21 protein-coding genes are annotated in these 19,172 nt (G+C 39.7%); 10 read left to right on the forward strand and 11 right to left on the reverse strand.

The features are described from left to right. Positions 1–24: 24 nt before the first annotated feature. The 6 genes from BLQ18_RS09035 to BLQ18_RS09060 all read right to left on the reverse strand — a co-directional run bounded on the left by BLQ18_RS09035 (position 25) and on the right by BLQ18_RS09060 (position 8,178). On the reverse strand, positions 25–1,317 hold the full coding sequence (locus tag BLQ18_RS09035; protein WP_090294570.1) for an amidohydrolase family protein: 1,293 nt from the start codon (positions 1,315–1,317) through the stop codon (positions 25–27). A gap of 10 nt (positions 1,318–1,327) precedes the next feature. Next, positions 1,328–4,273, reverse strand: a complete 2,946-nt coding sequence (locus BLQ18_RS09040) for an amidohydrolase family protein (RefSeq protein ID WP_090294573.1) — start codon at positions 4,271–4,273, stop codon at positions 1,328–1,330. Between the two features lie 59 nt (positions 4,274–4,332). Next, positions 4,333–5,406, reverse strand: coding sequence for a DUF3810 domain-containing protein (locus BLQ18_RS09045; protein WP_090294576.1), 1,074 nt, complete (start codon positions 5,404–5,406; stop codon positions 4,333–4,335). Between the two features lie 91 nt (positions 5,407–5,497). Continuing rightward, positions 5,498–6,601, reverse strand: a complete 1,104-nt coding sequence (locus BLQ18_RS09050) for a peptidylprolyl isomerase (protein WP_090294579.1) — start codon at positions 6,599–6,601, stop codon at positions 5,498–5,500. Between the two features lie 15 nt (positions 6,602–6,616). Then, positions 6,617–7,165, reverse strand: coding sequence for a gliding motility-associated peptidyl-prolyl isomerase GldI (gene gldI / locus BLQ18_RS09055; protein ID WP_090294582.1), 549 nt, complete (start codon positions 7,163–7,165; stop codon positions 6,617–6,619). Further along, on the reverse strand, positions 7,162–8,178 hold the full coding sequence (locus BLQ18_RS09060; RefSeq protein WP_090294585.1) for a DHH family phosphoesterase: 1,017 nt from the start codon (positions 8,176–8,178) through the stop codon (positions 7,162–7,164). The genes gldI and BLQ18_RS09060 overlap by 4 nt, the downstream gene beginning before the upstream one ends. A gap of 75 nt (positions 8,179–8,253) precedes the next feature. Between BLQ18_RS09060 and BLQ18_RS17180 the strand changes: the two genes are divergently transcribed. Genes BLQ18_RS17180 through BLQ18_RS09070 form a run of 3 tightly spaced genes read left to right on the forward strand, consistent with a single transcriptional unit; the run spans position 8,254 to position 9,760 of the window. Further along, the gene (locus BLQ18_RS17180; RefSeq protein ID WP_313795021.1) at positions 8,254–8,457 is read left to right on the forward strand and encodes a hypothetical protein; all 204 of its coding nucleotides are present in this window, start codon (positions 8,254–8,256) and stop codon (positions 8,455–8,457) included. Beyond that, on the forward strand, positions 8,411–9,289 hold the full coding sequence (locus BLQ18_RS09065; protein WP_313795022.1) for an alkaline phosphatase D family protein: 879 nt from the start codon (positions 8,411–8,413) through the stop codon (positions 9,287–9,289). The genes BLQ18_RS17180 and BLQ18_RS09065 overlap by 47 nt, the downstream gene beginning before the upstream one ends. 51 nt (positions 9,290–9,340) lie before the next feature. After that, positions 9,341–9,760 (forward strand): nucleoside-diphosphate kinase, encoded by a 420-nt coding sequence (locus BLQ18_RS09070; RefSeq protein ID WP_090294588.1) that lies wholly within the window; start codon positions 9,341–9,343, stop codon positions 9,758–9,760. A 140-nt stretch (positions 9,761–9,900) separates the two neighbouring features. Here the strand turns inward: BLQ18_RS09070 and BLQ18_RS09075 are convergent, their stop codons facing one another. From BLQ18_RS09075 to recF, 3 genes are read right to left on the reverse strand one after another with little or no spacing between them, the layout of a single operon-like run. After that, entirely contained in the window at positions 9,901–10,197 is a 297-nt protein-coding gene (locus BLQ18_RS09075) for a DciA family protein (RefSeq protein WP_090294590.1), read from the reverse strand. Beyond that, positions 10,197–10,625, reverse strand: a complete 429-nt coding sequence (locus BLQ18_RS09080) for a hypothetical protein (protein ID WP_090294592.1) — start codon at positions 10,623–10,625, stop codon at positions 10,197–10,199. The genes BLQ18_RS09075 and BLQ18_RS09080 overlap by 1 nt, the downstream gene beginning before the upstream one ends. A gap of 4 nt (positions 10,626–10,629) precedes the next feature. Next, on the reverse strand, positions 10,630–11,709 hold the full coding sequence (gene recF / locus BLQ18_RS09085; RefSeq protein WP_090294594.1) for a DNA replication/repair protein RecF: 1,080 nt from the start codon (positions 11,707–11,709) through the stop codon (positions 10,630–10,632). Between the two features lie 127 nt (positions 11,710–11,836). Between recF and BLQ18_RS09090 the strand changes: the two genes are divergently transcribed. From BLQ18_RS09090 to BLQ18_RS09120, 7 genes are all read left to right on the forward strand, one after another. Further along, on the forward strand, positions 11,837–12,598 hold the full coding sequence (locus tag BLQ18_RS09090; protein WP_090294596.1) for a tetratricopeptide repeat protein: 762 nt from the start codon (positions 11,837–11,839) through the stop codon (positions 12,596–12,598). 3 nt (positions 12,599–12,601) lie between these two features. Continuing rightward, positions 12,602–13,084 (forward strand): 6,7-dimethyl-8-ribityllumazine synthase, encoded by a 483-nt coding sequence (ribH, locus tag BLQ18_RS09095; RefSeq protein ID WP_090294599.1) that lies wholly within the window; start codon positions 12,602–12,604, stop codon positions 13,082–13,084. A 371-nt stretch (positions 13,085–13,455) separates the two neighbouring features. Continuing rightward, positions 13,456–13,740 (forward strand): riboflavin synthase subunit beta, encoded by a 285-nt coding sequence (locus tag BLQ18_RS09100; protein WP_090294602.1) that lies wholly within the window; start codon positions 13,456–13,458, stop codon positions 13,738–13,740. Further along, positions 13,740–15,590 carry a DNA mismatch repair endonuclease MutL gene (gene mutL / locus BLQ18_RS09105; protein ID WP_090294604.1) on the forward strand — a complete coding sequence of 617 codons (1,851 nt, stop codon included), beginning with the start codon at positions 13,740–13,742 and terminating at the stop codon, positions 15,588–15,590. The genes BLQ18_RS09100 and mutL overlap by 1 nt, the downstream gene beginning before the upstream one ends. Beyond that, positions 15,591–16,325, forward strand: a complete 735-nt coding sequence (locus BLQ18_RS09110) for a rhomboid family intramembrane serine protease (RefSeq protein ID WP_090294606.1) — start codon at positions 15,591–15,593, stop codon at positions 16,323–16,325. A gap of 3 nt (positions 16,326–16,328) precedes the next feature. Further along, on the forward strand, positions 16,329–17,192 hold the full coding sequence (locus tag BLQ18_RS09115) for a rhomboid family intramembrane serine protease (protein WP_090294608.1): 864 nt from the start codon (positions 16,329–16,331) through the stop codon (positions 17,190–17,192). Positions 17,193–17,378: 186 nt separating this feature from the next. Beyond that, positions 17,379–18,230: an endonuclease/exonuclease/phosphatase family protein gene (locus tag BLQ18_RS09120; protein ID WP_139150381.1), complete on the forward strand. Its 852-nt coding sequence runs from the start codon at positions 17,379–17,381 to the stop codon at positions 18,228–18,230. Here the strand turns inward: BLQ18_RS09120 and BLQ18_RS17095 are convergent. Both BLQ18_RS17095 and BLQ18_RS09130 read right to left on the reverse strand, forming a co-directional pair. Next, entirely contained in the window at positions 18,219–18,527 is a 309-nt protein-coding gene (locus BLQ18_RS17095) for a DUF6122 family protein (protein WP_090294613.1), read from the reverse strand. The genes BLQ18_RS09120 and BLQ18_RS17095 overlap by 12 nt on opposite strands. Then, complete coding sequence (locus BLQ18_RS09130; RefSeq protein WP_090294616.1) at positions 18,520–19,155, reverse strand: WbqC family protein; 636 nt, start codon at positions 19,153–19,155, stop codon at positions 18,520–18,522. Before BLQ18_RS09130 ends, BLQ18_RS17095 begins: the two co-directional genes overlap by 8 nt. Positions 19,156–19,172 lie beyond the last annotated feature (17 nt).

Consider the following 19,172-nt stretch of genomic DNA (forward strand, 5'->3'; position numbering starts at 1 on the left):
TCATTTTATACTATGTTGAAAGAATTATTTTCCTTCTCTTTCGTATTTACCCATATATCTTTTCCAAAGTTCAGTTTGGTGTGTTTCCAAAGAAACATCCCTACCGTCGATGTAGGCTTTGGTCAATTGGTTGGTGCGCATATCCATGGCATCACCTTCCGAAATAAATAGAGTGGCACTTTTACCAACTTCCAAGGTTCCGTACATATCGTCGATACCTAGAATCTTGGCGGTGTTACCAGTCAACATTTTAATTCCAGTTTCCTTGTCAAGACCTTGGGCAACAGCTTGTCCAGCATAAAAGCCCATGTTTCTGGCTTGGAAATTCCCCATTTCCTCATTTTGAATGCCTACCAATAGACCTGCATCTACCAGTAGTTTTGGTAATTTATAAGGTAGGTCGTAATCGTCATCCTCCATTTTTGGAAGCGAGTGGGTTACATTGACCAATACAGGGATATTGTTTTCCTTAAGGAAATCGGCAATTCTATAGGCTCTGTATCCTCCAACAATCACGATTTTTTCAACTCCAGCAGCTTTGGCAAAAGTTACCGCATCGGTAATCTCTTTTTCACCGTGGGCATGGATGTACAATCTTTTTGAACCATCAAAAAGTCCCTCCATGGCAGCAAAAGGCAAGTTTTTCTCTTTTTCTTCTGCTTTGCTGTAGGCGTCCGAGTTTTCAAAGAACATTTTGATGTCGTCCATTTCTTTGCCATAGTTTTCGTTGGGTCTGAAACCTCTTGGCTCACCTGCCCACCATCTTCCTCTTCTAAAAAAAGCTGGCCAGTTCATGTGGATGCCATCATCGGTTTTGATAGCGGCATCTTCCCAGTTCCAAGCATCAAACTGAACAATGCTTGATGTTCCAGAAATAGTACCTCCTTGTGGAGTAACTTGACCAATCAACACACCATTTGGACGCATACTTTCCACAACTTTGGATTCTGCGTTGTAGGCGATGATAGATCTTACGTGAGGAATCATTTCACCGATTTCATCTTGATCGTCACTTGCTCTTACCGCATCAACTTCCACCAATCCCAATGGTTTGGATGGAGCGATGAAACCTGGATATACGTGTTTGCCTTCGGCATTGATCATGGTTCCAACGGTCGGAGCCATAAGATCGACACCAATAGCAGTAATTTTTCCATCTTTAAAAATGATGGTTCCATTTTCTATCACCTCACCGTTTCCAACGTGTACTGTGGCACCAATGATGGCGATTTGCTCCGATTGCGGTGGAGCTGGGGTTTGTTGTGCGTTCAATGAAACCCCAAATACAATAGCTATGATTAAAAATAATTTTTTCATGATGTAATTATTAAAGGGTTTCACATTCAAAGGTTTGTTTTTGATTTTGAACAGGAGTACGTGTTGGTCCTCCTTTTTTACCTTCGTTCAGCATCATTCCAATAAGCTGATTACGCTCTTTCTTAATCGCTTCACGCATCGCTTTGTCTTTTTCCAAGTCAAAGTATACTTTACCTTCAATCAAGGTTTTTTCAGCTTTGGCGTAGATGGAAAGTGGATGGTCGGTCCAAAGTACCACATCGGCATCTTTACCTTCTTCAATACTTCCTACACGGTCATCCAAATGCAACAACTTAGCAGGGTTTAGGGTCACCATTTTCCAAGCTTCGATTTCTGAAACACCACCGTATTTTACAATTTTACCAGCTTCTTGGTTCAATCTTCTAGACATTTCGGCATCATCACTGTTAATGGCAACGGTTACCCCTTGGCTGTGCATGATGGCAGCATTGTAAGGGATTGCATCGTTAACTTCATATTTGTATGCCCACCAGTCACTGAAAGTTCCACCTCCAACACCGTGCTCGGCCATTTTATCGGCAACTTTGTACCCTTCCAAAATGTGGGTGAATGTATTCACTCGGAAATCAAACTTCTCTGCAACTTTCATCATCATGTTGATTTCACTTTGTACATAAGAGTGACAAGAAATGAAACGCTCACCATTCAATATTTCGGCCAAAGTTTCCATTTCCTCATCGTAACGGAAAGGCTCTCCGCTTTTCTTTTTGGCGTCGTATTCTTTAGCACGTTGGAAGTAATCCGTGTACACTTGTTCAACACCCATACGAGTTTGTGGAAATCTTGAGAAACTACCCCAGTTGGATTGTTTTACGTTTTCACCTAAAGCAAACTTGATAAACTTAGGTGCGTTATCGAACAAAAGGCCATCTGCACTTTCACCCCACTTTAAACGTAGAATTGCAGATTGTCCGCCGATTGGGTTGGCCGAACCGTGCAATAATTGTGCAGCGGTAACACCACCTGCAAGATTACGGTAAATTCCAGGGTGTGTTGGGTCAACTACATCTGCCATGCGAACTTCCGCGGAAGAGTTGTGTCCACCTTCGTTCACAGAAAGTGCCGCAATATGCGTGTGTTCATCGATAATACCTGCTGTCAAGTGTTTTCCTGTTGCATCTACCACGGTGGCTCCACCTGCACGTAGGTCTTTTCCAACTTTAGAGATTTTACCACCTTTTACCAAAACATCGGTATTTTCCAAAATACTTTCTCCAGTCCAAACTGTAGCATTCTTAAATAGAATGGTCTCTTGTTTTGGTTTGGAAGCGTATCCGTAACCCGTATTTGGGTAGGTAAGCGACATCAATTGAGGTGCTTCGGATGCGGTTTCTTTTTCTTCTTTTTCCTCGAAAGCTTTGGTGCGGGTCAAAGTAGCGGTTGATTCATCTCCATTTGGAGCAACTGCTTTTCCTTTGATGGTCCCAGAGTTGTCCATTACGTGGGCAACCATTCTATAGGAACCGATTTTATCCTCTGTGAAAGAAAGGTTCAACCAGTCAGCGGAATAATCAATTTTGGAATCCAATTTTTCGTCTCCTTTTTTGATTTCAGCCTTTGGCTTATCAATAGAACCTGTCAAAGAAACTGTGTAGGTGCTTCCACCTAGCGCAAGGTTGTAATCACCTCTAACATCTTTGATGTCCTTGTTCTGGATGATGTCTTTGGTGCCTTGTACCCAGTTTTCATAAAGAATGGTGCCTTTGTCAAAAATGTCACCAGAAGTAATCAAGAAATTAGCTTGACTACCAGCTTGTAGGGAACCAATTTCACCAGTTTTGCCTAAAATTTCGGCAGGAACTGTGGTAAGTGCTTCCAATGCTTTGGTTTTTGAAAGTCCATAAGAAATGGCTTTCATCAATTTATCCTTAAGGTCTTTTGGTGACTTCAGGCCGTGAAGTGTTATAGTGAACTCAACTCCATTTTCGGCCAATATTTTTGGATTGGATGGAGCCATGTTCCAATGTCTCATATCCTTCAATTCAATATATTCTGCCTCGTAAGGATTGGAAACATCGTAAGCATCAGGGAAGTTGATAGGTAGGATCAACTTGGCATTGGTTGCTTTAACATCGTCAATGTATTGGTATTCATCACCACCACCCAAAATAGTGTACTGTACACCAAATTGGTCACCGATTTTATCAGCACGTAAAACGTTTCCGTTGTCACCAGCGGCATAGATTTGAGTCAAACTTTTGTTGGCGATCAAGGCCTCTAAAGAGCGGTCTTTGGTATCCACATTGCCTTTGCTGTACCAGTCCATATCGTAGTACAATTGTCTCATCAAAGCCATGGCACCCATTAAGGATCCAGGATAGGATTGAGGCGATGTAACACTTTTGGAAAAACTGAAATATTGAGCCGATTTATCGGAAAGGATACGCTGAGCTTCGCTGGCATCATCATTCAACGCCACCAAAACTCCAGTTCCTCTTGCAATTCCATCCTCGATGTGTGCATTAACGGTACCGAATCCAGCTTTTCTAAGGTCGCTGGCTTTTTTGGAATCGTACTTAAAACTACCGATGGCATTATTTTCTGGCATAATGTGATCGTTCCAATAAAACCCTTCTCTTGTAGGTTCATATTGTGCGGATCTTCCGCCTCCAGGAGCACGCTTTGGTTTTTCTACTCCAAATCCAGAGAATACATCAATGAAGGATGGATAAATGGATTTTCCATCCAAATCCTCGACCACTGCATTTTTAGGAATGCTCACGGATTTACCAACCTGAACCACTTTTCCGTTTTTGATCAGAAGTGTTCCATTGTTGATGACTTGAGTAGGAGTTACATAGATCTTGGCATTGGTAAATGCCGCATAATTGTTGTTTTTCTTTGCCTTTACGCCGTCGTTTATCGGGAAGTAATCTTGCGCAAACAAAGAAACACTGCCCATGAATAGGAACAGCGCTAAAAGTTTAAGTTTCATACGCTTTTAATTGAATTAGTTGGCTTAAAGATAGGTTTTGTGATAGTACTTCACAAGTTTCAAAAGTGCTCTGGATGGGCTTTTCGGTAGTTGATCATAAGCCCTACCATGGAGTTGTAACTTTTGATGCCTTCCTTTTGGTTGTTCGCCTTTAAAAATGTGTTGAACACAGATTTAAAAACAGGCTCCAATGGGTTTTCATAGCTTTCCCAAAATTCTCTTAATTCTTGAAAATTTTTCAACACACCAGGGTGTAGTGATACCAAAACCGCTTGGTACTTTTTTTCATCCCTATAATAAAGGTCGGAAAGGCAATAGCCCAATGCATGTTGATAGGCTGAATATTTAAAGTAAGGGTCGTTGCTTTGCAAGGTGACCAAAGTCCCGATAAAATTGGTGGCATCTTCCGCGGAATACCCCAATTGATGCCCCACTTCATGACCACTAACTACGGGCAGCCTAAAACGTGGGGTAACTCCATTTACCTGTGCTTCGTTGGTAAAAGGATTCAGATAACCACCATACCCCATATAGGTCAAGGGAATACTATAAATGGACGATTTCAGACTCTTGCTTTTATATTCAAAATCAGGGTAGATGTTCCCCAAGAAATCATAGGCAGTTTTGGTTTGTGTGAAAACTTGTTTTCTGGAATTGGTTAGATGCACTGGCGATATGGTATCACCAGTAATTTGTTGCTGATATTCATTGGTTTTTTCAACTAGATATTGGGTGAAATCCAAAAGTTCTTCGTCCATATATTCTCGTTCAATATTCAGTTTCCAAGTAATGGGTTGTCGGTGATAATTCATTCCCCACAAAAAGTGAAAGGCAAAGAAAACAATGGAGAGCACTACCAATACATCTTTTAAAAAGTAGAGGGGTTTGGAAATGATTTTTTTCCAATGTTTATAAATGTATCGAATCACTAAAATTGTACCCGCAGTATATAAAAGGTCGCCAAATGAGAAAGGGAGCCAACCAAACAATGTTCTCAGTACTCTTGAAATTATTGGGTAAATGCCGTTGCTGTAATAATCTTCAACAAAGTTGGGGTAGTCAGCAATCCATTGCACCAAAAGAATTTGAATGGGCAGCGCAATTACAATGATGGTTTTGACTTTTTGACGCATCAAAAAAATAAAAAGGGGTTTGTTCGGCTTGCGGCATAAAAAAACCGCACTGAAAAGTACGGCTTTTTATGTTTTAAAATGAGCATTTTAATTATTGCACTCCTACAATTTCCAAATCAAACACTAAAGTGGAACCTCCAGGAATTGGCCCATAATCATTATCGCCATATCCCAAATGTGGTGGAACGAATATTCGGATTTTATCTCCAATTTTCATGGTCAACAAACCTTCACGGAAGCCCGCTGCCAATTGTGCATCTGGGCTGTAAGACATTGGGAAAGGGGTGTAACCTCCTTGATCTCTTCGGCCTGGATTCAATTGGTTGAATTTTGCGGCAATTTCTTCAATATTACTATCAAAAAGGTCCCCGTTGAACAACCAACCAGCATAGTTTACCAATGCCATTTGTCCAATATTTGGTTGTTCGCCTTCACCTTCTTTTAATTTAAGAATTCTCAATCCAGATGGCGTTTCTTCAGCTTGAGCCATTTGCTCGGTGAATTCAGCAACCAAATCCTCTTTCATCTTTTGAAATTCGGCTTCTACCAATTTCTCCTCTTCAAAATAATCGGACATGATTTGAACTGCATCGAATTTTTTGGCCTCTTTTCCATTGCGAACAATTTCTACGTGGTTCATCACCACATCAACCTCGGGCTTATCCCTTGCGATTGTTTTTACATTGGCAATAGTATCCACAACATCCATTCCACTAACTACTTCACCAAAAACGGTGTGCTTTCCGTTTAACCATGGAGTTTCTTTGTGGGTGATAAAAAATTGGCTGCTATTGGTTTTTGGACCTCTGTTGGCCATGGACAAAATTCCTTTTTTGGAGTGCAACAATGAATCGTTGAATTCATCTTTAAAAGTGTAGCCGATATTCCCACTTCCTGTGCCTGTTGGGTCACCTCCTTGAAGCATGAAATCCTTGATAACTCTATGGAAAATAATCCCATCATAGAATTTTTTGTCTTTGTATTCATCATTTACAAAAGGGTTGTTCCCTTCGGCCAAGGATACAAAGTTGGCTACGGTCACTGGAGTTTTTTTGTACTCCAATTTAATAATGATGTCTCCTTTGGTAGTCTGGATATCGGCAAAAATACCGTCTCCCAAATCGGCATATTTGCTCGATTTGCAACCCAATAATACCAAAGTAAAAGCGGTTATTAGAAAAAGTGATTTTTTCATGTTGATTGTAAAGATTTAGTTTAAACTGTCGTTATCAATTATGATCGTGTGTAATTCCACGGATGATTTTAATGGGGTTTTAGGCTCAATTTTGTTGTTGTCGCCTTGGTAGCCATAAGCTTGGGGCGATGGGAATAAAAAGGAAGCCTTTTCGGAAATCTTGAGCAACTTAATCGCATTTTGAATTCCTGGGAACAATTGCTGTTTGTCAATTACATACGAAGTTGTTCCAATTTCCTCAGCGGTATAAATAGTGTCGTTGTCCAGTGTCATTAAATTGTACGAAAACAACACTTGGTCGCCCGTTTGTGGTAAATAGGTCGCCGTATCGTTTTTGGTTTCAAAATAGTACCAAAATCCGTTTGGACTGGACAAATATTCGTTTGCGGTATCTTTTTGGATGATTTCTTGAATCAATTTCTCCTCAACAGCCAATAATTCTTTGTTGCGTTCAATGGACTCCTTGTAATAACTCCCTGATTTCACTTCAACGGGTCGTCTAGGTTCAGGTCCGTCACAATTGACAAGCAAAATGGCCAAAAGAAAAACTAAAACAAGTCTCATGAATGTAATTTGCTTTTATAGGTTTTTAATATCTCGTTGAATTGGGCAACGGTTTCTTCCATGCTGAGGTCACTTCTTCCTCCTGCAGCATTATCATGTCCGCCACCATTAAAATGTTCCCGTGCAAATGCATTTACTGAGAAATCTCCGATGGAACGCAAAGATATTTTTATGATGCTCTCTTCTTTGTTTTCGATAAAAATAAGAGCAAAAATAATACCCTCAAGGGTAAGACCATAGTTTACAAAGCCCTCCGTATCTCCTTTTTTGAAGCCATGCTCGTCCAATTCCTCTTGGGTGAGGGTAATGTATGCCGTTTTGTATTCAGGTAAAATGACCATATTGCTCAAGGCTACGCCCAATAAATGTAATCTAGATGGGGAGTTGGTGTCAAAAATCTGTCTATGGATTTCCATATTTTCGGCACCCTTGTCTATCAATTCAGCAACTACACGATGTGTTTTACTGGATGTGGATTTATATTTAAAGGAACCCGTATCTGTCATAATCCCAGTGTATAGATTAGTGGCAATTGCTTTGGTAATGCTTTCGGTGGCACCTAGGAAATCGATAAAATTATAGACCATTTCACAAGTGGAGCTCATAGTCACATCAGAATAGGTTACCTTGGCATAATCACTGGGTTGTTGATGGTGGTCGATCATAATAAAATCGACCGTAGACTCTTCCAAAACGGTTTGCAATTGACCAACACGGGAAAGGTCGTTAAAATCCAAGGTGAATATCAGCGTAGCTTCCTCCAAAAATGACTTTGATTGACGGTTTTCTTTCTCAAAATTGAGCACCGAATCGTTGCCAGGCATCCATTTTAAGAATTTTGGGTAATCGTTGGGTGCAATAACCTGAGTAGTATGCCCCATCCCTTTTAAAAAAGCATCTAGGGCCAAACAAGAGCCCATGGCATCTCCATCTGGATTCTTATGAGGGATTATGGCAATCTTTTGAGGTTGGGAAAGTATCGACTTTACTGTCGTGATGTCCGCTGAATTCATGCGCCCAAATATACAATAATATAATATAGAGGTAACTTGCTTTATCCTTATTTTTGATTCTGAAAAACCTAATCAATGAAGCAATTTTCTGCATTATTTATTGCTATTGCCCTTTTAAACGGGTGCAAAAAGAAAGAAGAAAAACCAACTTTTGAAACCCCTGAACCCTCTACCGATTTTGTGGTTGCTTTTGGGTCTTGTAATATGCCCCAAGAACCCAACCCATTTTGGGATGATGTTTTGGCAGAAGAACCTGATGTTTGGATTTGGGGGGGGTGATATTGTCTACGCCGATACGGATGATGTGGACAGACTTCGTGCCATTTATGCCATGCAAGATAGCGTGGTGGAGTATTCAAAATTAAAAGCAGAAGTTCCTATTATTGGTACTTGGGATGATCACGATTTTGGACTTAATGATGGGGGTGCTGATTTTTCTATTAAAAAAGAAAGCCAACAAGTGTTTTTGGATTTTATGGGGGTGCCAACTGATAGTGAACGAAGAATGAGAGAGGGTGTTTATGCCTCCCACGAATACAAAACGCCAAAAGGGAAAATTAAAGTGATTGTCTTAGACACGCGTTATTTCCGAAGTGATTTGGTAAAGGATGAAGACCCAAATAGAAGATATCAGGCCAATTTTGATAAAAATGCCACTGTTTTAGGTGATGCCCAGTGGGAATGGCTTCAAAAAGAACTGACAGGCTCAGACGCGGATTTCAATTTGATCATGTCTAGTATTCAATTTCTTTCCGCAGAACATGGATTTGAAACTTGGGGCAATTTTCCCACAGAGGTTGAGAAATTGGAACAAATGATTGCCGAATCCAAAGCCAATGGGGTCATCATTCTTTCAGGAGACCGACATATTTCAGAGTTTTCCAAAACCGAGGTAGAGGGATTGAATTATCCTTTGATTGATTTCACAAGCAGTGGACTTACGCATTCCTATTCAAGTTTCGAGGGTGAGCCCAACCAGTTTCGAGTAGGAGAAGTGGTTTCAGATAAAAGTTACGGTATCATTGATTTTAATTTTGAGGATAAAGAGGTGGTTTTTAAAATGATGGGAGACAACGGCACTGTGCTTCAGGAATTAAAACAAACTTATTAGACCTTGTGCGTTGATTGAAAAACCGTACTTTTGCGCAAAATTCTATAAAAAATGACTGGAAATAGAACATTTACCATGATCAAACCAGATGCTGTTGAAAACGGATACATCGGTGCCATCTTGGAAAAAATAACGGCTGCTGGATTCAAAATCGTAGCCATGAAGTACACTCAATTGAGTCAAAGAGATGCTGAGGAGTTTTATGGCATTCACAGAGAGCGTCCATTTTTTGGAGAGTTGGTTGAGTTTATGACCAGAGGTCCTATTGTTGCTGCCATCTTGGAAAAAGACAATGCTGTTGATGATTTTCGTGCATTGATCGGCGCTACCAATCCTGCTGATGCGGCAGAGGGTACCATCCGTAAATTGTATGCTGCCAGTATTGGTGAAAATGCTGTTCACGGTTCTGATAGCGATGAGAATGCTGCCATTGAAGGTGCATTCCATTTTTCAGGTCGCGAAATTTTCTAAAAGCAAGCTGATAAAAATTTGAAAGCCACTCTTTTTGGGTGGCTTTTTTTATTCCGCACTTGTTGCGGAATCTCTTCAACCGTTTATTCAGGTTAACGTTGGATTACTCGTCGCTCTGCTCTGTTGAAATGACTACATTTTTAACGCAACACCAATTTCTTGACCAATTCCCGTCCCAGCTCCTCATTCACCATTGAAATAATTTTGGATTTTCCCAAGCTTAGTTCTTCTCGTAAAACAGATGATGAGAGAGAAATAAAAAGCGTTTCATTCTTAAGCTCTACGCCAGTAGTGTAGTTGTTCACCCCATTCCCCATTAATGTTGCCCATGCCTCACGAACATCAACCTTATCCATACCTTTTTGGAGCTTATTTTCTTTAATGAACTCGTTCAAGGCTTCACTCAACGGCAAATTTGTATTGTGTCTTTTGGCCATTATTGTGGGATTTTAATGGGTTCGAAACGTTTGTAGTTATAAGTAACCCCCTCATTGTTCACTACTGAAAATGAAAAGGAATCGAGATGCACCAATTTTTCTTGCCATTGACTGAATTCATTATCATAGCTCATAATAAATATGTCGTTGGAGGGGCTTACGGTCAATTGCTCCACATCATGGTTCGAAGTGTCATAAGTACCACCCAAATTGGCCTGAAGTTTTTTCCGAAACCCTTTGCCATCTTCCAATTGAATAAAGTCGATGTTGGAGTTGAGCCCATACTCTTTCAAACTGCCATCGGGGAATTCCACTTCCGAAATTTCCCAATACCCATTTAAATAATGTAGGTCTGATTCAGCTACGGAGGGGGAGTCTTGACAGGCAAAAATGAACAGTAAAAAAAGAAATGGGACGATTTTTTTCATGATACTACAAGGTAAAGATTTTATAGCTTTGATGGATGTTTTTAACTACATTTTCGGTTCGCTCTGGGTGGGTGTCACTGATGAAAATCTGTCCGAAATTGTCGTTTTTCACCAAGCCAACGATTTGTGAAACCCGATGCTCATCCAACTTATCAAAAATATCATCCAACAACAAAATCGGGGTAGTGTTGGCCAACTCTTTTATAAAGTGGAATTGTGCCAATTTTAAAGCAATCAAAAAGGATTTTTGTTGTCCCTGGCTGCCAAATTTTTTAATGGGATGCCCTGCAATGGTAAAGCCCAGGTCATCTTTATGAATGCCCACCGAAGTATATTGCAAAGCTCGGTCTTTTTCAAGATTGGATTCCAATAATTCCAAAAGCGGACGTTCCGAAAGTTGACTTTCATAAGAAAGCAAAATTTGCTCATCCTTTTCGGAAATATGTTGATACTGCTCCTGGAAAATAGGAATGAAAGACTCGATGAACTCCACCCGTTTTTTATGGATTTCCGTTCCTAAACCATGCAATTGTTCATTATATATGGCCAAAGTGTTAGGGTCGAACGTATGGTTGGCCACAAAATATTTCAGCAAGGAATTCCGTTGCGAGATTACCTTATTGTATTTGATGAGGTTCTGCAGATAGCTTTTATCCGATTGGGAAATTACCTCGTCCATAAACTTTCTACGGGTTTCACTACCCTCCAATATCAAATCGCGATCGGCAGGTGAAATCATCACCAAGGGCAAAAAACCAATGTGTTCGGAGAACTTTTCATAGGGTTTTCCATTGCGCTTGATTACTTTTTTGGTTCCCTTTTTAAAGGAGCAAATGATTTTTTCGGTGCGATTTTCCTTTTCAAACTCCCCCTCGACCACAAAAAATTCGGTGCCATGTTTAATATTCTGTGTAGATACAGGATTAAAGTAACTTTTTCCGAAACTGAGGTGATAAATGGCATCCAAAACATTGGTCTTTCCTACGCCGTTGTCTCCCACAAGACAGTTGATTACAGGGTCGAACTCCAAGGTCTTGGAATCAAAATTCTTGTAATTGACTAAAGATAAATGTCTTAAAAACATATGGGAAATGAGAAACAAAGTGGGTTTTACAATCTACCTATCCAAAACAGGGTTCCAAAAATAACGAATAATTTACCTTTTGTTTTTGGATAAAAACTTTATTTTTGCGCGACCAATTTAATGACGGATGGCAACATACAAGAAGAGAGGCTTTAAGCCAAAGAATAAGGCGGAAGAAGCTCAGATAGAAGAACACGACAGTACAACGGCAGAGGTTTTCAACACCTTGGACGAAAGCGCTTCCAAGACCGAAGAGTGGGTTCAGAAGAACCAAAACTACATTTTGGGGGTAATCGGAGCCATTGCTGTTGGGGTATTGGCTTACTTGGGATACCACCAATTTATCCAAAATCCGAAGGAAGCTTCTGCGGCCAACGAATTATTTTATCCACAACAATATTTTGATCAGGCTTTGGCCAGTGAAACTGAAAGAGATTCTTTGTTTACTATGGCATTGAACGGTGCTCAAGGTAAATATGGTTTCTTGGATATTATCGAGGAGTATAGTGGAACAAAAGCCGCTAACTTGGCTAAGTATTCTGCTGGAATGACCTATTTGAACTTGAAACAATACGATCAGGCTATTTCTCATTTGGAAAGTTTCTCTTCGGATGACGATATTATGGGAGCTATGGCCAAAGGTGGTATTGGAGATGCTTTTTCCCAATTGAATCAGCAAGAGGATGCTTTGGATTATTACGAAAAAGCCATCGCTCATAGCGACAACGAATTCACTGCACCAAGATTTTTGTACAAGGCAGGTGTAATTGCTATGGAATTGGGTCAGAAAGACAAAGCACTTGGATACTTTGAGCGTATCAAAGAAGAATATCCAGGTTCACAAGAAGGAAATGGTGTAGAGGCCTTGATTGGAATGGCCCAAAACTAAAACATGGCCACAGAGAACAAAAACTTATCAGTTTACGATATAAATAAAATCCCAAACGCGAAGGATCTTCGGTTTGGGATTGTTGTTTCTGAATGGAACGACGAAATTACTGAAGCCCTTTATCAAGGTGCTGAAGAAGCACTATTGGATTGTGGGGCCACCTCCGAAAATATTTTACGTTGGAATGTTCCTGGAAGTTTTGAGCTTACTTTCGGATGCAAAAAAATGATTCAGACCCAAGAAGTGGATGCTATTATTGCTATCGGTAGCGTGATTCGTGGGGAAACCAGTCATTTTGATTTTGTGTGCAGTGCCACTGCAGAGGGTATCAAGGATTTGAACGTAGCTTACGATGTGCCCGTAATTTTCTGTGTATTGACCGACGACAACATTGAACAGTCAAGAGCCAGAAGTGGAGGAAAACATGGAAACAAAGGAACCGAAGCTGCAATTGTTGCCATTCAAATGGCGGTATTGGGGAAATAGATGGAGGTTTAAGCTCAAACACAAACTCAAGTTCAAGTTCAGGATTTTCTAAAAATCCAACAATCCAATAATCCAGCAATCAGAGTCAAACTCAAGTTTCAAGTTCATGTTCAAACTTTTCTGGTATTCTAATATCCAGCTGTCCAATAATCCAAATATCTAATAATCCAGCAATCAGATTCAAACTCAAGTTACAAGTATTAGTTCAAGTTTCAAGATCAAGATTTTCTAGAAATCCAACAATCCAGTATTCCAATCCTCTAAAAATCCAACCATCTAATAATCCACCCACTGTTAACATTTTTTGGGAGAACCGTCCAACCCCTTTTTCCTATTTTAAGTACCTTTGAGGTTACACGGATACAAATGCCATGCGAAACCCTTTAAAACTTAGGAAAAATAAAAATTTTGATTACTCCCCACGATACTACAAGGGACAGGGCAATCCGTATAAAATAGAACACAAACTAGATCAGTTTCGAAGCACAGCGCATACAAATAGAGGCCTTAAAAATAAGTTTACCTCTGCCATGGATGATCTGCAAACGGAGGGGGACAGGAACCTTAAAATTCGTTTTTGGATCATTGTGGCCGTTTTGATATTGCTGTTTCTCTTCATCATAGACTTTGATCTTTCTATATTCTGGAATCCATAATGGCGGACATTATTAAGCTTTTACCAGACCATGTCGCCAACCAAATAGCCGCAGGGGAGGTGGTGCAACGCCCAGCTTCTGTAGTTAAGGAGCTTATGGAAAATGCCATTGATGCTGGAGCCGAATCCATCAAATTGATTATTAAGGATGGGGGTAAAACCCTAATTCAAGTTGTGGATGATGGATTGGGAATGAGTGAAACAGATGCTCGATTGTCATTTGAGCGTCATGCTACCTCCAAAATATCATCTGCACAGGATCTATTCAATTTAAATACCAAGGGGTTTAGAGGTGAGGCTTTAGCTTCCATTGCCGCGATTGCGCATGTGGATATGCAAACCCGAACCGCGTCGAATGATGTTGGCACCCACCTTAAAATAGAGGGGAGTAAAATTGTTTCCCAAGAGGTGGTGGCAACCCCAAAAGGGACTTCCATTTTGGTAAAAAATCTTTTTTTTAATATTCCCGCACGACGCAATTTTTTAAAATCGAACCAAGTGGAACTTCGTCATATCACTGACGAGTTTCATCGTGTTGCCTTGGTGCACCCGAATATTGAGTTTCATTTTTACAATAATGGCTCGGAGATTTTTAATCTTCCCAAGACCAAACACCGTCAACGCATTGCGCATATTTTCGGGAGCCGAATGGAAACTAGATTGGTTCCTGTAAACGAGGAAACCGAAGTATTAAAGGTTTCAGGATTTATTTGTAAACCTGAATTTGCCAAAAAGAGCAGGGGAGAGCAGTTTTTCTTTGCCAATAACCGATACATTAAAAGTCCGTATTTGCATCATGCTGTTTCAGCTGCATTTGAGGGTTTGATCAAATCGGAAATGTTCCCTGGGTATTTTTTGTATTTGGAAGTGGATCCAGGTTCCATTGATATCAACATTCACCCCACTAAAACAGAGGTGAAGTTTGATGATGAGAATACCCTCTATGCCATTCTTCGTTCCACCATTAAGCATAGCTTGGGGCAATTCAACGTTGCTCCCGTACTCGATTTTGAGCACGACCCTAATCTGGACACTCCATATAATTACAAAGAAAAAGGGGCCGTTTTGCCCAAGGTGACGGTGGATTCAAACTTTAATCCATTTCAGGAAGTTCCAAAGAGCAAAAGTTCTGGGGGAGGTACATTTCAAAAACAAAGTACCAAGGGATGGGAAAATCTGTATGAGGGATTGGAACAAGAAGTGGATGTGGAACAGTTCAGTAGTTTGGTGATTGAATCTGAAAGTGATGAACAGGGAACGCTCTATGACAGTGAACAGGCTGAAGAACACATGGCTTCTACTTTTCAATTACGCAGAAAATATGTGGTGAGTACGGTAAAGTCGGGAATGTTGGTGATTCATCAAAAACGAGCCCACGAGCGTATTCTTTTTGAAAAGTTCCTAAAGGAAATCACAGTAAAGGAAGGGGTGAGTCAGCAATTGTTGTTCCCACTAGAATTAAGTTTCAACAAACAAGAATTAGGCATTTTGAACGATATTAGTGAAAGCTTGACCAATATTGGGTTTGCCTTTGAAAGTTTAGAACATGAAACGGTAAAAGTGACAGGCGTGCCCTTATTGGTACCCGAATCTGGAATTGGTACGGTTTTAGATCGTTTGATAGCGGATTATAGAGAGGGTTATGGAGATGGTTCTATTTCCCAAGCAGAGATGTTGGCCGAAGTTTTGTCCAGAAATCTCGCCGTAAAAACGGGAGAAGTACTAGATCAAGAATCGCAAATGGCCTTGGTGAACAATTTGTTTGCTTGTAAAGAACCGACATTAAGTCCCTCACAAAAAATAACATACACCATTATCTCCGAAGGGGATATCGATAAAAAATTCAGCTAAATGGGTAGATTGACAGAGGCAGTAAAACACATTTTGATCGTTAACGTGATCATGTTTTTTGCCACACAACTATATGGAGACCAAATGTTCCAATGGATGTCACTTTGGTTTCCCAAGAATCCCAATTTTGAATGGTGGCAGATTATTAGCCACATGTTCATGCACGGTAATTTAATGCACATTGTGTTCAATATGTATGCACTTTGGGCTTTTGGAACGCCTTTGGAGCGTATTTGGGGCAGAAATAAGTTTTTGTTCTTCTATTTTTCTGCTGGATTAGGTTCGGCTGCATTGCATAGTGGAGTTAATTTTTTCCTTTTCAACGAGGGAATCAGTGCATTGGAGGGTGCGGGCATTGCCAGAACACAGATAATGGATATTTTGGCAAACGGTCAATATAGTCCAGGGTGGTACAATATCGCATCCAAAGTTACCATTGATAATATGCTGTCGGCTTACAACACGCCCGCGGTTGGTGCGTCAGGTGCCATTTATGGTATTTTGGTGGCTTTTGCTTTTATGTATTCGGAGGCTAAATTGATGCTTATATTTTTACCTGTACCCATTAAGGCCAAATATTTTGTGCCCATTTTAATTGCTGTGGATTTAATTTTCGGTATCGGAAATGTCAACACAGGAGTGGCTCACTTTGCGCATATTGGTGGGGCTTTAATAGGATTTGTAATGATGTGGTACTGGAAAAAGAATCAGTTTAACGATAATCGGTGGAATTAGTATATGGGAAGTGGAGGACTACAATACCAATTTGCTCGGCTTAGCATAGCCGAAAAGCTCATTGCTGTAAATGTTCTGATTTTTCTTTTGGATGGATTGTCCAAAGCTCTTTTCGGGTTTTCTTTTGCCAATTGGTTTCAACTACCTAAAGATTTTTTGGAATTTATAGGTCAGCCATGGTCTTTGTTTACTTATTCTTTTTTACATGCTGGTTTGGGTCATATTTTTTGGAATATGATCATACTTTATTTTGCCAGCAGGATCTTCTTGAATTTGTTTGATGGGCAACGCTTTATCAATGTATATTTCTTAGGTGTTATATTTGGTGGGGCTATGTTCCTTTTGGGGTATAATGTGTTCCCAACTTTAGTAAATGCCAATACGGCGCTGATTGGTGCTTCGGCAGGAGTAAACGCAGTATTGATTTTTGTTTGTGCTTATATTCCAAATCAAGAAGTCCGTGTATTCTTTTTCAATATTAAATTATGGTACATCGGTGCCGCTTTGGTCATCAAAGATCTGGTGCTTATTGGAATGGGTGATAACATCGGTGGTGGATTGGCCCACTTGGGAGGAGCTTTGTTGGGGTATGTTTATGCTCGACAGTTGTTTCAAGGAAACGACATTGGAGCTGGTTTTACCAAGTTTAGGGAGGCTATTGCTGGGCTTTTTAAACCTAGGGAGAAAAAAGCGCCCATGAAAACGGTATATCGAAACAAATCAGAGTCCCAAAGTAAGGCTGCGTATGACAAACAGGCCAAGCAGAAAAAGATAGATTCCATTTTGGACAAAATTAGCAAATCGGGCTACGAGAGTTTGTCCAAGGAGGAAAAGGACTTTTTGTTTAAGGCAGGTAAGGAGGATTAAGTTGTGAAAGGGCTATCTTTTTTTGACAAAGTTGTTTTTGCAATCAATGTTTTGGTTGTGATATTACTGTTAACAGCTTGTTTGTGTTCGTTTGTTCCATATCAGTTTGTTAGGGTGTTTTCTATTCTTAGTTTAGTAGTTCCTGGGCTATTTTTTCTTCACATTTTGTTTTTATTGTATTGGCTATTGAAACGAAAAAGCCAATTTCTATATTCACTTTTTACTATTATTGTTGGCCTTTTGTCATTTGGACATTTTTATGGATTTGGCGATTCAGGTGTAAAGGAAGCTGGACGGGATGAATTGAAGGTGATGTCCTTCAATACCAGAGGCTTTAATAAGAATGGATGGATGAATGGGTATGGAGTAGGTGATAGCATTATATCATTTATTAAAAAACAAGATGCCGATATTTTAGTTATTCAAGAACATAGTAGAGCAAGGTTTGAACAATTAAGGCAATATCCATATCGAAGTGAATCACCAATTTCAAACCATAGGGCTACACAAGCTATATTTTCTAAATATCCTATTGTGGGTGAGGGGTCCCTTGATTTACCTAGAACTAATAACAATATAATTTATGTAGACATAGTTTTTAAAAATGACACTATAAGAGTTTACAATGCACATTTTCAATCTTTTAGAATTATACCTAGTTCTGATAATTTTTCAGATAGTAAAAAATCTGAAAAAACACTGAGAAGATTGGTTGGTACTTTTGCTAAGCAATTAGAGCAGGCACAAATTTTTAGATCTCACTATGATAAAAGTCCTCATGTCAATTTAGTATGTGGAGATTTTAACAACACTCAATTTTCTAATATTTACAAAATCGTAAGGGGCGAAATGGTCGATACTTTTTTGGAAACAGGGTCAGGTTTTGGTGGAACATATGAATTGTGGAAAATTCCTTTGCGAATCGACTATATATTAGCCGACCCAGAGTTCGAGGTCCTCTCACATCAAAATTTTGATGTGAAATTATCCGATCATTATCCCATTATGGCTACTTTGAGATTGCCTTCACATGAGTAGGCAATCCAGCCCATCTGCAATAATATGTAGGATTAATGCCAAACCAAGAATTCGGGTTACACGAAAAAATGGCAGAATAGCATAGATTGCAATCGCCCAATAACTATGTAGTGGATGAAAACCGATGCTACAACGGTCAGGGTCAAATAGGGGATTGGCAAATAAATGATCGACGTCTATTAATATCCCAGCGAGAAGAATCAATGCAACTTTTGCTTTATTGTCTTTGAAAAACCAAAACGCAATAAGGATTGGAACAATAAAATGGATGCCGTAATGAACAATATGCCTAAGCATGAGTTGTAAAATCCAAAGGTTGATTTTTAAGGTAGGTCAGTGTATTGGTCCCTTCGTTGAACAAAAGGTCTAAAATGCTCAGGTTGGGAATAAACCCATGTCGTTCTTCAAAAACCTGAGGATAAGTGTCCAAATCCATTTTTTTCTCTTTCTTGGCTTCAACTAAAAAACGGGCATCAAAAACATCTTCAGGAGCTACTTTGTAAGAGTCCGTCTTTTCCTCATGAATTGTTATGCCAATACAACCCGCAATGATTTCTATGGATTTTAAATTGAAGCCAAATAGATTGTCATCCGAACCTTCATATAAAGGTCGAATTTCATCTTCATAAAACTCAAAAAATGGTGAAGTACGATAGGCTGTTTCCAAAGTACGCCAATGTTCCTTTTTCCAATTGTAACTGTTTTCTGTGGTTACATCAGCATATTTTTGTCTTCCTTCTTTTCCACCTGAATGTTTAATTGGAATATTGAGCATATGTTTGCCCTTATCCGTTGAAATGTAACATCGATTTCTATAGGTTTGCTTTTGAAAATTATCCTTTGCCTCCCAGATCACTTCATGTTGCACAATGGCGGCAAATGTTGCTATACTTGGAAAATAAGAGGGATGAAGAAGTATTTTCAAAGAACCAATGGTTTAAT

This window comes from Flagellimonas zhangzhouensis (assembly GCF_900102925.1).
GTDB lineage: Bacteria > Bacteroidota > Bacteroidia > Flavobacteriales > Flavobacteriaceae > Flagellimonas > Flagellimonas zhangzhouensis.